At 61.1% G+C, this 11,884-nt stretch carries 10 protein-coding genes and 1 riboswitch; of the genes, 6 read left to right on the plus strand and 4 right to left on the minus strand.

Annotated elements, in window-relative coordinates:
- Positions 1 to 277: 277 nt before the first annotated feature.
- Positions 278 to 664 (minus strand): MAPEG family protein, encoded by a 387-nt coding sequence (locus BFP90_RS06800; protein WP_065896311.1) that lies wholly within the window; start codon positions 662 to 664, stop codon positions 278 to 280.
- Between the two features lie 204 nt (positions 665 to 868).
- On the opposite strand from BFP90_RS06800, the gene BFP90_RS06805 reads away from it, so the two are divergent.
- Positions 869 to 2,131, plus strand: coding sequence for a cation:proton antiporter (locus BFP90_RS06805; RefSeq protein ID WP_065885394.1), 1,263 nt, complete (start codon positions 869 to 871; stop codon positions 2,129 to 2,131).
- On the opposite strand, the gene BFP90_RS06810 is transcribed toward BFP90_RS06805, so the two are convergent.
- The 3 genes from BFP90_RS06810 to BFP90_RS06820 all read right to left on the minus strand — a co-directional run bounded on the left by BFP90_RS06810 (position 2,125) and on the right by BFP90_RS06820 (position 5,517).
- Positions 2,125 to 3,012: a formate/nitrite transporter family protein gene (locus BFP90_RS06810; protein WP_065885393.1), complete on the minus strand. Its 888-nt coding sequence runs from the start codon at positions 3,010 to 3,012 to the stop codon at positions 2,125 to 2,127. The two genes, BFP90_RS06805 and BFP90_RS06810, sit on opposite strands and share 7 nt — an antisense overlap.
- A gap of 71 nt (positions 3,013 to 3,083) precedes the next feature.
- Positions 3,084 to 4,934 carry a patatin-like phospholipase family protein gene (locus tag BFP90_RS06815; protein ID WP_370671685.1) on the minus strand — a complete coding sequence of 617 codons (1,851 nt, stop codon included), beginning with the start codon at positions 4,932 to 4,934 and terminating at the stop codon, positions 3,084 to 3,086.
- A 178-nt stretch (positions 4,935 to 5,112) separates the two neighbouring features.
- Complete coding sequence (locus BFP90_RS06820) at positions 5,113 to 5,517, minus strand: acyl-CoA thioesterase (protein ID WP_065885391.1); 405 nt, start codon at positions 5,515 to 5,517, stop codon at positions 5,113 to 5,115.
- A gap of 198 nt (positions 5,518 to 5,715) precedes the next feature.
- Positions 5,716 to 5,821, plus strand: a riboswitch (S-adenosyl-L-homocysteine riboswitch).
- Positions 5,822 to 5,842: 21 nt separating this feature from the next.
- Between BFP90_RS06820 and ahcY the strand changes: the two genes are divergently transcribed.
- The 5 genes from ahcY to BFP90_RS06845 all read left to right on the plus strand — a co-directional run.
- Complete coding sequence (ahcY, locus tag BFP90_RS06825; protein WP_065885390.1) at positions 5,843 to 7,252, plus strand: adenosylhomocysteinase; 1,410 nt, start codon at positions 5,843 to 5,845, stop codon at positions 7,250 to 7,252.
- A gap of 172 nt (positions 7,253 to 7,424) precedes the next feature.
- The gene (gene metF, locus BFP90_RS06830) at positions 7,425 to 8,270 is read left to right on the plus strand and encodes a methylenetetrahydrofolate reductase [NAD(P)H] (RefSeq protein ID WP_065891546.1); all 846 of its coding nucleotides are present in this window, start codon (positions 7,425 to 7,427) and stop codon (positions 8,268 to 8,270) included.
- Positions 8,271 to 8,363: 93 nt separating this feature from the next.
- Positions 8,364 to 9,446 (plus strand): hypothetical protein, encoded by a 1,083-nt coding sequence (locus BFP90_RS06835; RefSeq protein ID WP_065896313.1) that lies wholly within the window; start codon positions 8,364 to 8,366, stop codon positions 9,444 to 9,446.
- A gap of 63 nt (positions 9,447 to 9,509) precedes the next feature.
- Complete coding sequence (locus tag BFP90_RS06840) at positions 9,510 to 10,313, plus strand: substrate-binding periplasmic protein (protein ID WP_065891548.1); 804 nt, start codon at positions 9,510 to 9,512, stop codon at positions 10,311 to 10,313.
- Between the two features lie 222 nt (positions 10,314 to 10,535).
- Positions 10,536 to 11,884: DEAD/DEAH box helicase (locus BFP90_RS06845; protein WP_065896314.1), on the plus strand; the 1,349-nt coding region annotated here is incomplete at its 3' end.

Raw genomic sequence — 11,884 nt, forward strand, 5'->3', positions numbered from 1 at the left:
TATGTACTCAGTCTGATCCAGCATCCTGGTCGGCCCAGAGGCCGCCATCGGGGGCAAGCCCCCTCCCACAAGGGATCTGCGCTAACCGACTGGCATTGGGGCAAGCCCCCTCCCACAGGGGATCTGCGCCAACCGACTGGCATTGGGGCCAGCCCCCTCCCACAGGGGATCTGCGCTAACCGACCGGCATGGGGGCCAGCCCCCTCCCACAGGGGATCTGCGCTTAACCGACTGGCATTGCGGCCAGCCCCCCTCCCGCAAGATTCCGCGTCAGGCTTCAGATCGAAACAAAGAAGAAACTCGCAATCAGCGCCATCCCCACAATCCACACCAGCGAACGCAACATCGCCCAGTCCGCCAGGTAGCAAATGATGTACAGCAGGCGGCTGGTGATAAACAGCACCGCCAGCACATTGATCGTCACCAACTCGGCCGTACCGGCCAAGTGGGCGATAATCACCGCCGCCGCAAAGGCCGGGGTCACTTCAAAGCTATTGAGCTGCGCATTGTGGGCACGCTTGGCAACGCCTCCGACCGTGTCCAGAAACGCGCGCGGGTCGCGGTTATGCCGCAGCTCAAACCTGCCCTCGCTGAACTTGGCCACACCCGTACACAGGTACGGCAGAAATATCGCAATCAACACACACCAGAAAGCCACTGTCATCAGTCATTCCCTTTTAAGATTTATCAAGGCAGTCAAAGCTTCATCACCCACATGCCGATCAGCCCCCACCCACAAGCTATGAGCCGTGGCCGGCCGAAAGGTTCTTTCAGGTAATTGCACCTGTTTATACTAAACGACTTCTTATACCAAACGACTTCGCGACGCACGCTGTGCGCCTCTACTTCCCCGCCCCAAGGACCCCGGATGCTTGAACTTGTTGCCGCCTTCATTTGCCTCACCACCCTGCTCACTTATGTGAACTTCCGTTTTATCGGCCTGCCGCCGACCATCGGCGTGATGGTCACTGCGCTGCTGTTTTCGTTGCTCCTGCAAGGCCTCAGTTTCATCGGCTACCCGGGCCTGGAGGAACGCATCCAGCAACTGATCGGCCAGATCGACTTCGGCGATTTGCTGATGAACTGGATGCTCTCGTTCCTGCTGTTCGCCGGCGCGTTGCACGTCAACTTGAGCGACCTGCGCAGCTACCGCTGGCCCATCGGCCTGTTGGCGACCTTTGGCGTTTTGATCGCCACCGTCGTGATCGGCAGCCTGGCGTACTACATTTTTGCCCTGTTCGGCTGGCACGTGAGCTTCCTGTATTGCCTGTTGTTCGGCGCGCTGATCTCGCCCACCGACCCGATTGCGGTGCTGGGTGTGCTGCGTACCGCCAATGCGTCGAAGCCGCTGAAAACCACTATCGTCGGCGAATCGCTATTCAACGACGGCACAGCGGTGGTGGTGTTTACCGTACTGCTGGGCATCGCGCAGTTGGGTGAAACACCGACCCTGGGCGCCACCGCAATGCTGTTCGCCCATGAGGCGATTGGCGGCGTGGTATTCGGCGGGCTGATCGGTTACCTCGTGTACCTGATGATCAAGAGCATCGAACAACACCAGATCGAAGTCATGCTGACCCTGGCGCTGGTGATCGGCGGCTCGGCGATGGCCACCGAGTTGCACGTCTCGGCACCGATTGCGATGGTGGTGGCCGGCCTGATCATCGGCAACCTGGGACGCAAGCTGGCGATGAACGACATGACGCGGCGCTATCTGGATGGTTTCTGGGAGTTGCTTGACGACATGCTCAACGCCTTGCTGTTCGCACTGATCGGCATGGAACTGCTGCTGCTGCCCTTCAACTGGCTGCACGTATTGGCGGCCAGCTTGCTGGCGGTGGCGATCCTGCTGTCACGCCTGCTGACCGTGGCCCCGGCGATCCTCCTGCTGCGACGCTGGCGCACGGTCCCGCGCGGCACTATCCGCATCCTCACCTGGGGCGGGTTGCGCGGCGGCGTCTCGGTAGCGCTGGCCCTGGCATTGCCGCTGGGCCCGGAACGCGACCTGCTGCTGAGCATCACGTATATCGTGGTGCTGTCGTCGATCCTGCTCCAGGGCCTGAGCATCGGCAAACTGGTCAAGCGCGTGACCCGGGGCGAACCCGAGGCCACGGCCGAAGAACATCACTGATCCTTGTCGACCTGCTGCGGATGCCTCGGGTCCGCAGCCTTCTTGCCCGGCAAGCTGCCCTCACTGCGAATCTGTGCATGGCTGATCAATGCAAAGATAAAGCTGCCACCGATGATATTGCCGGCCAGGGTGGGGCCGGCAAATACCAGCCAGAAGTCATGCCACGACAGTTCACCGGCAAACACCAGGTATGACACTTCCGCCGAGCCCACCACGATGTGGGTGAAATCGCCCAACGCCATCAGGTAGGTGATCAGGATGATGATCCACATCTTGGCGCTTTCCATCGACGGAATCATCCACACCATGGTGGCGATCATCCAGCCGGAGACGATGCCCTTGGCGAACATCTGGCCGGCGTCGTTTTCCATGATCTTGCGCCCGATTTCGAGGAAGGCCATGTCGGTCTTGGTGTCGAATATCGGCAGGTGCAGCATCACGTAGGCCACCAGCAGGGTGCCACACAGGTTGCCCACCAGCACCACCGCCCACAGGCGCAACAGGCGCCCGGCATTGGCCAGGGTCGGCTTGCTCATCACCGGCAACACGGCGGTGAGGGTGTTTTCGGTAAACAGTTGCTGGCGCGCAAGGATCACCGCGAGGAAACCGGCGCAATAACCAAAGCTGGCGATGACCTTGAACGCTTCGCCGTCCGGCAGGCGCGAATTGAGCAATCCCATGGCCATCAGCGACAGGCCCATGGTCAGGCCGGCAGCCAGCGCAGACCACCACAACGCCGCGACGCTGCGCTCCAGTTCCTGGTCGCCCTGGGTACGGATGATTTCGTGCAGCACCGCCGCGCGGGGCGGCTGGTTTTCGTCTACGTCCTGCTGTTCTTCCTGCGACAGATTGGGGGTTTTACCTGCTTCGTCGGTGGCCATGATTATCCGGAGTCCAAGGGGGGCGTGTAGCTACGACACGCGGCCACCGTACCTGTTCAGTGGCCCCGCAACTAAACCGGAATCCTCCAGGCCCTGGCCATTTGTACCGTGGTCAAACCGGACGCTTTATCCCATGGTTTATTACGTGCGCTATAGCGCTCGCCGAGGGTGTCGAGCACACGATTGAACTCGCTGGGCGTGGTAGCCCACCCCAAGTCTTGAGCCGTACGATGGAGCAGTTCGACATTGGCCTCGGGTTGGCCAGGCCGAAACAACGAAGGGTAGATCACCTCCCGTGTGAAGTTGTCTGCCTTGATCGCAATATCGCGCACGCCCATCTGGGCGACAGCACCGACGAGGACTTTGGACACCGGCGGCGCACTGCCTGCGACCTGCCTGGCCGCCATTTGCAGCAATTGCTGAAAGTTGCGCTGATCGGCGCCATTGAGTCGCCCTGCCAACCAGTCGATTTGCTCAGGCCGTTGTACAAGGGCATCCAGGTTGCGCAGCGCTGATGAGATTTGCGGCGTAAACATCAACGTATCGTGGGTCTGATTCGCTTCGGTGATCGCCTGATCCAAGGCTTGCAACGCCTGCTGCGCGTTGCTTCTGAACGTCAGTACATCTACGGCGGCCGCATCTTTTTGCAGCGCCGACTGAACGCTGGCGAGCAGTCGATCATCCATGGCCAGCACGGCGTCATGCAGGCTTTGAAACCCATGATGCTCAAGGGCTGTGGAGCGGCGCTCCAAATGCATCTCCACCGCTTGACGCGCCTTGGCCTGCAAATGTTGCTTGTGCTCATCCTGCATAATGAAGTTGACGGTGCCGCCGAGCAGGCCGCGAAAATCACCTTCTTCGGTCTTCAGCGGCAGTGTGACGACTTGATCGGCAAACGCTTCGAGCTTTTTCTCCTGGAAGGCTTCAGCGGCCGAATGCGCAACACCGGTGACGCGATCGGCCACACTGCTGAGAAAGCTGCCGCTTCGCGCCGGTGTCTCGCTGGTGCTGGGCTCAAACTTGACGATCAACGCTTCAGGCTTGTTCAAGGGACTATCGGGAAATGACCTGTGCACCACACCCGGCGCCGGGGTATTGAGCAATAAGCCACCGTCCTTGAACGCGGTGATTTCACCTGAGGCCTGAAAGCCATGACCTTGTTCCACGGGGCTTTTGAACACCACCGGCAAGGAACCGGAAATATGCGCCGCCCGAGCGATGTCCATCTGTGGGGTCAGATCGGCATTGAACACCACCAACTGCGGGCGCTCGGCAAACATACCGGTGCCGGTGATACTCAGCTGCTTGATCGCGGGGATATACCGGTTCAACACCTCAAGGTCACCGAACGTCGGTGCGCTGCCGGCACTCAACTTGTCGGCAATCTTCATCACTTGCGCGGGCCGGGTGTCCCGAGGGCTTTGCGCGATATGCGCAAGCAGCGACCGGCGCGACTCATTTCGGATCATCTCCTCCAGAGGACAGGCTTCAGTTTGCAGGCGCGGCAACAATGTCACCAATAACTGAGACACATGGCCGACGGGGCCGGGCAAGCGGCCGATGAGCGTGCCGAGTGTGCTACTGGCGTCCTGCATCCACGCCGTCACGGTATCCGTGCTGTTGAGCAGGCTCGGCAGATCAATGCTATCGCATAACCTGTCGAAGGCTGCCGCCCCCAAGCCACTGGCGATCAACGCCGCCGAAATCGCGCCGGCGGATGAGCCGCAAGCCAATTGGATGCCTTGCAGCTTTCCCGCCTGCTCAAGGGCCTGCACCACCCCCGAAAAAGCGATGCCCTTGGCTCCTCCGCCGCTGAGCACCAGGCTGGTGGCTGGCGCCGCCGACAAAATCACTTCGACCCGTCCCCGGTCATCACGCAGCAGCGTCACATTGCGCTCGCCCACCCTCTCCAGCAGAGGCATCTTGGCGCCGGGCGTGGCCGCCGACTTGACCTCGTTATCCAATGAGTGCTGAATCCGGGCACTTGAACTGAACACTTGCATACACAGGCTCTCCATAGGGTGTGAGCCTGAGTGATGAAAGCGTCTCGTGACGATCCGTACGGAATGATTTGGTAAAGCAAATCACACCGCTACGTCGTCACTCGGACAGACTGTCTTCCTTGAACTGATCCTTCACGTATCTGATTTCAGTGCGACCATGGGGCGCCGGCAGGCCATCTTCACCGAGGTTGACGAAGACCATTTTCTCCACGGTCAGGATGCTCTTGCGGGTGATCTTGTTGCGCACTTCACAGGTGAGGGTGATGGAGGTACGCCCGAACTCGGTGGCGGTGATGCCCAGCTCGATGATGTCGCCCTGGCGCGAGGCGCTGACAAAGTTGATTTCGGAAATGTACTTGGTCACGACGCGCTGGTTACCCAATTGCACGATCGCGTAGATAGCCGCTTCTTCGTCGATCCAGCGCAGCAGGCTGCCACCGAACAGGGTGCCGTTGGGGTTGAGGTCTTCGGGTTTTACCCATTTGCGGGTGTGGAAGTTCATGGTCACTCCAAAGCGTCTTGCGAAATGATGGGTAACATCATGGCAGAGCCCGGAGCCAAGCTCTATGAGCCATTGGCTATCACCCCCATGAGCGATCTTCATGCCGCCGACGGAAAGGCTTGGGAAGTGCCGCATACACGGCTATAATCGCCCCCGTTTCAAAACGGTCATCTTCAGTTGATACCGTTCTCCCGCCACCTGTCCGAGGGGCGCTGCAGCAGGCTTGGCCTGTCAGGCTCGGATGGGGCGTTGTCCGGCCTGGTCTTGCAGCTGGATACTAAACGCACAACGGCGCCCATTCGCACACTACGAATGGAGGCTCTTCATGAGCGCTGTCAACACGCCTGCAGATTTCACCGACTACAAAGTCGCCGACATGTCCCTCGCCGCCTGGGGCCGTCGCGAAACCTTTATCGCCGAATCCGAAATGCCAGCCCTGATGGGCCTGCGTCGCAAGTACGCCGCTGAGCAGCCGCTCAAGGGCGCGAAGATTCTCGGCTGCATCCACATGACCATCCAAACCGCCGTGCTGATCGAAACCCTGGTTGCCCTGGGTGCCGAAGTGCGTTGGTCGTCGTGCAACATCTTCTCGACCCAGGACCAGGCCGCTGCCGCTATCGCCGCCGCCGGTATCCCGGTATTCGCCTGGAAAGGCGAGACCGAAGAAGAGTACGAGTGGTGCCTGGAGCAAACCATCCTCAAGGATGGCGCGCCTTGGGATGCCAACATGATCCTAGACGACGGCGGCGACCTGACCGAGCTGCTGCACAAGAAGTACCCGCAGATTCTCGACCGCGTCCACGGCGTGACCGAAGAGACCACCACCGGCGTGCACCGTCTGCTGGACATGCTGGCCAAGGGCGAGCTGAAAATTCCGGCCATCAACGTCAACGACTCGGTGACCAAGAGCAAGAACGACAACAAGTACGGCTGCCGTCACAGCCTGAACGATGCGATCAAGCGCGGCACCGACCACCTGCTGTCGGGCAAGCAAGCCCTGGTCATCGGCTACGGCGACGTGGGCAAGGGTTCGTCCCAGTCCCTGCGCCAGGAAGGCATGATCGTCAAGGTGTCCGAAGTTGACCCAATCTGCGCCATGCAAGCCTGCATGGACGGTTTCGAACTGGTGTCGCCGTTCATCGACGGCATCAACGACGGTACCGAAGCGAGCATCGACAAGGCCCTGCTGGGCAAGATCGACCTGATCGTCACCACCACCGGTAACGTCAATGTCTGTGACGCGAACATGCTCAAGGCCCTGAAGAAACGCGCAGTGGTCTGCAACATCGGTCACTTCGACAACGAAATCGACACCGCTTTCATGCGCAAGCACTGGGCATGGGAAGAAGTGAAGCCGCAGGTCCACAAGGTTCACCGTACCGGCGCCGGTGATTTCGACCCGCAGAACGATGACTACCTGATCCTGCTGGCCGAAGGCCGCCTGGTTAACCTGGGCAACGCCACCGGTCACCCAAGCCGCATCATGGATGGCTCGTTCGCCAACCAGGTACTGGCGCAGATCTTCCTGTTCCAGCAGAAGTACGCCGACCTGTCGCCCGCCCAGAAAGCCGAGCGCCTGACCGTGGAAGTACTGCCGAAGAAACTCGACGAAGAAGTGGCCCTGGAAATGGTTCGCGGTTTCGGCGGCGTTGTGACCCAACTGACCAAGACCCAGGCCGACTACATCGGCGTGACCGTTGAAGGTCCGTTCAAGCCGCACGCTTATCGCTACTAAGTAATCAGCTCCACCTGCTCTACCTGTAGGAGCGAGCTTGCTCGCGAAGAACGCCAACGATGACGCAGCGCTTCTGGTTTACAGCGGCGCTCTCAGGTTCTTCGCGAGCAAGCTCGCTCCTACAGTGCAGGTGGGTTGCACAGTCGGCTTCCGAGTTTCAAAGGGTATTACCATGTCCCAAGACCGTCGCTACAGCTTCGAGTTCTTCCCGACCAAGACCGATGCTGGGCATGAAAAACTGATGGCCACCGCCAAGGTGCTGGCCAGCTACAACCCCGATTTCTTCTCCTGCACTTACGGCGCCGGCGGTTCGACCCGTGACCGCACGATCAATACCGTGCTGCAGCTGGAAAGTGAAGTCAACGTTCCCGCCGCTCCGCACTTGTCGTGCGTGGGCGACAGCAAAGCCGACCTGCGCGGCCTGCTGACCCAATACAAGGCCAGCGGCATCAAGCGCATCGTGGCCCTGCGTGGCGACCTGCCGTCCGGCATGGGCATGGCCAGCGGTGAGCTGCGCTACGCCAACGACCTGGTGAGCTTCATCCGCGAAGAAAGCGGCGATCACTTCCATGTCGAAGTGGCCGCATACCCGGAGATGCATCCCCAGGCGCGCAATTTCGAAGACGATCTCAAGAACTTCGTGCGCAAGGCCAATGCCGGCGCCAACAGTGCGATCACCCAGTACTTCTTCAACGCCGACAGCTACTTCTACTTCGTCGAACGTGTACAGGCCATGGGGGTGAACATCCCGATCGTGCCGGGCATCATGCCGATCACCAACTACAGCAAGCTGGCGCGCTTCTCCGACGCCTGCGGTGCCGAGATCCCACGCTGGGTGCGCAAGCAGCTGGAAGCCTATGGCGACGACGTCAAAAGCATCCAGGCGTTCGGTGAGCAGGTCATCACCGAGATGTGTGAGCAATTGTTGCAAGGTGGCGCGCCAGGGTTGCACTTCTATACCCTGAACCAGGCTGAACCCAGCCTGGCCGTCTGGAACAACCTCAAGCTGCCACGCTAAGGCTTGTCCGATGGTGCCAAGGCCCTCGTTCAGACGAGGGCCTTTGTCGTTTTACGTTGTCGTTTCAGGTATCCAAGGGGAACCCCGCAGTCCATGAATACAGTGCCTTCCACTTCCCGCCCGCAGCTGGTCTACCTGGTCTTCGGCGCCGAGACCTACCACCAGGAAGCGGTATTCAGCATCGCCAGCGCGTTGGCCTTCCTGCAAGACGACCCCGATGCGGCCGTGGACATCCAGGTATTCAGCGACAACCCCGAACCCTATCGCCTGCTGCCGGTAAGCGTGCGCCCCCTGGACGAAGCCACCCGCAAACGCTGGAGCGAACCCCACGGTTATCACTTTCGCACCAAGCACGTGGTGCTGCGCCAGGTGCTGCAGGAATCGCCGGTGGCGCTGCTGATCGACACCGACACGTTTTTTCACCGCTCCCCCCTGGCCTTGTTCGAGCGCGTGCAGCCGGGCACGCTGCTGTGCAACGCCTTCTACACCCGGTACGGCGACAACCACGAAAGCATTCTCTACACCGCGCTTCACCAGCGCCTGCTCGACATGGGCGTGGCCGGTGACGACATGATGACCCTCAACTCCGGCGTGATGGGCCTGACCCAACAGGACGCGCACATCCTCGACCGTTCCATCGAGTTGATGGATGAACTGTTCCCCCATGCCCAGGGCGCCTACACCCTGGAAGAGTTCTGCCTGTCCATCGCCGCCTATCGCACGCTCAACGTGCGCGAGTGTCCGGACCTGATCCACCATTACTGGAGCCGCAAGCAGCTGTTTCGCGCCAAGGTCAAGGCCTGGATCGCCAAGCACGCCGCCGCGCCCACCAGTGCGCTGGCCCTGGCCGACACGCGCCAGGTCTCCGCCCACCTGCCGCGCCCGCCGCGTTTGCAGCGCACGCTGTACAAGCTGATTACCCTGTTGTTGCCCAGGCACCAGCAGCAGTTCATCCGCGAGATTCTCTACGGTTGCTATGAACACGAAAACGAGTTCGACCAGGCCTGTGGCCCGGTTTGGTGGGACAAGGCGCGACAAAACCAGGAAGAGCGCCAGCAGCGTCCGATTGACGCGCACCAGCTCGAACACTGGTTCGCCAACCCGGTGGTGCGCCTGATTCTCGGCGAGCGCCGTGCCGCGATCCATGCCCACCTGATGGACGCACCGGCAAAATAAGCCCGCCCGCCAAAGCGCGTGCCAGAGCTTCTCTTTATGCCGGGAGCGTCGTAACCTCCGGGTATGCCCGTCACTTTCAAGTTGTTGATCGCTGCGCTTTTCACTTGCCTGAGCCTGGCGGCCCATGGCGAGAAATTGCGCATTGTCACCGAGCCATGGGCGCCCTACGTCTACGACGACAACGGCACCATGCGTGGCCTGGACTATGAAACCACGGTGGTCGTGTTCCAGCGCCTCGGTGTGGATGTGCAATGGCAGTTCCTGCCCTGGAAGCGTTGCCTGGCCATGCTCGACCAGGGCCACGCCGACGGCGCGCTGGATATTTTCCACAGCCACGAGCGCGACGCCTTGCTGCTCTACCCCAGCGAACCGTTGTCGGCGGTCGAGTTCGTGCTGTTCTATGCCAACGAGCGCCCTCACCCCGCCGAAACCCTCGACGACCTGCGCGGCCTGACCGTCGGCGTCTCGCCCGGTTACCTGTATGGCGAGGCATTCAGTGCCTCCAACGCGTTCGCGCGTGAACCGGCCCCCAGCCATGAAGCCAACTTCGGCAAGCTCATGCTGGGGCGCATCGACATGGTGGTCACTGACCGTCGCGTGGGGCAGCACTTGATCAAACAATTGGGCCTGGAGGGCAAGGTCAGCCAGGCGTCCGTGGTGGTCAGCCGCCAGCCGCAGTTTCTTGCCGTACGCCGTGGCGCGGGCATGGATTTGCTGGTCCAGCGCTTCGCCGCCGAGCTCAGGCGCTTCAAGCAAGAGCCGGCCTATGCCGCGTTGAGCGCCAAATACGGCGGTATCCAGGCACAAACGACCCCGATCAACGCGTTCGATTACACCGTTGAGCAGCAGGAAAGCAGCGCGCAGTGATTGCTCTGTTATACTCCGGCCTTTCCGCCAGGCTTACGCCCGGCCGCTCGGGTCTTGAAAAAGGCACCCAACCCCGCTACAGCGCAGCTTTGCAGCCCGCGCGAGCCGGTGGAGTGCCCGCCAGACACAGCAGGACCGGACGGGATTACGCTCCCCTAAGCGCCATTCACGCCCGGCAAGATTATCCCTTTGGGCCAAGCCCTAACTAAAACAGGATTACTCATGTCCTTTGCTTCCCTCGGTCTCTCCGAGGCTTTAGTCCGCGCCATCGAGGCAGCGGGCTATACCGAGCCTACTCCGGTGCAACAGCGGGCCATTCCCGCCGTGTTGCAAGGTCGCGACCTGATGGTTGCGGCGCAGACAGGTACCGGTAAAACCGGTGGTTTCGCCCTCCCGATTCTGGAGCGGTTGTTCCCCAACGGTCACCCGGACAAATCCCAGCGTCACGGCCCGCGCCAACCGCGCGTACTGGTCCTGACCCCCACCCGCGAACTCGCCGCCCAAGTGCACGACAGCTTCAAGCTGTATGCCCGCGACTTGAAGTTCGTCAGCGCCTGCATCTTCGGCGGCGTCGGCATGAACCCTCAGGTTCAGGCCATGTCCCGTGGTGTCGACGTGCTGGTGGCATGCCCGGGTCGTTTGCTCGACCTGTGCGGCCAGGGCAGCGTCGATTTGTCCCACGTGGAAATCCTCGTGCTGGACGAAGCCGACCGCATGCTCGACATGGGCTTTGTCCATGACGTGAAAAAAGTGCTCGCCCGCCTGCCGGCCAAACGTCAGAACCTGCTGTTCTCGGCAACGTTCTCCCAGGACATCACTGCCCTGGCCGGCAAGTTGCTGCACAACCCGGAGCGCATCGAAGTCACGCCGCCCAACACCACGGTCGAGCGTATCGAACAACGCGTCTTCCGCCTGGCCGCCAGCCACAAGCGCTCGCTGCTGGCGCACCTGATCACCCACGGCGCGTGGGAACAGGTGCTGGTGTTCACGCGCACCAAGCACGGCGCCAACCGCCTGGCCGAGTACCTGGACAAGCATGGCCTCACCGCCGTTGCCATCCACGGTAACAAGAGCCAGAACGCACGCACCAAGGCCCTGGCTGACTTCAAGGCCGGTTCCGTACGCATCCTGGTCGCCACCGATATCGCCGCCCGCGGCCTGGATATCGACCAACTGCCGCACGTGGTCAACTTCGAGCTGCCCAACGTCGATGAAGACTACGTGCACCGTATCGGCCGCACAGGCCGTGCCGGTCGTTCGGGCGAGGCCATTTCCCTGGTCGCGCCGGACGAAGAAAAACTGCTCAAAAGCATCGAGCGCATGACCAAGCAGAAAATCGCCGACGGCGACCTGATGGGCTTCGATGCCAGCACCGTGGAGGCCGAAAAGCCAGAAGCGCGCGAGCGTCCGGACGTGCGTAATCCACGCAACCCACGCGGTCCGAAGGGCGATGGCCCGAACGGCGGCGGTGGTGGCGGTGGTCGTCGCGACAAGGGCAAGGACAAGGGCAAGGAAAAAACCGCGACCAGCAGCCGTGGCGAACGCCCGGCCCGCGAGCAGAAGCCACGTGA

The organism is Pseudomonas sp. 24 E 13, from assembly GCF_900004715.1.
Classification (GTDB): Bacteria; Pseudomonadota; Gammaproteobacteria; order Pseudomonadales; family Pseudomonadaceae; genus Aquipseudomonas; species Aquipseudomonas orientalis_A.

Bases quoted from the DNA above. Each gene is read 5' to 3' on its own strand.
- BFP90_RS06840 (WP_065891548.1), top strand. From the start codon at position 9,510: ATGCCCGTCACTTTCAAGTTGTTGATCGCTGCGCTTTTCACTTGCCTG.
- metF (WP_065891546.1), top strand. From the start codon at position 7,425: ATGTCCCAAGACCGTCGCTACAGCTTCGAGTTCTTCCCGACCAAGACC.
- BFP90_RS06820 (WP_065885391.1), bottom strand. From the start codon at position 5,517: ATGAACTTCCACACCCGCAAATGGGTAAAACCCGAAGACCTCAACCCC.
- ahcY (WP_065885390.1), top strand. From the start codon at position 5,843: ATGAGCGCTGTCAACACGCCTGCAGATTTCACCGACTACAAAGTCGCC.
- BFP90_RS06805 (WP_065885394.1), top strand. From the start codon at position 869: ATGCTTGAACTTGTTGCCGCCTTCATTTGCCTCACCACCCTGCTCACT.
- BFP90_RS06810 (WP_065885393.1), bottom strand. From the start codon at position 3,012: ATGGCCACCGACGAAGCAGGTAAAACCCCCAATCTGTCGCAGGAAGAA.
- BFP90_RS06815 (WP_370671685.1), bottom strand. From the start codon at position 4,934: ATGCCTCTGCTGGAGAGGGTGGGCGAGCGCAATGTGACGCTGCTGCGT.
- BFP90_RS06800 (WP_065896311.1), bottom strand. From the start codon at position 664: ATGACAGTGGCTTTCTGGTGTGTGTTGATTGCGATATTTCTGCCGTAC.
- BFP90_RS06835 (WP_065896313.1), top strand. From the start codon at position 8,364: ATGAATACAGTGCCTTCCACTTCCCGCCCGCAGCTGGTCTACCTGGTC.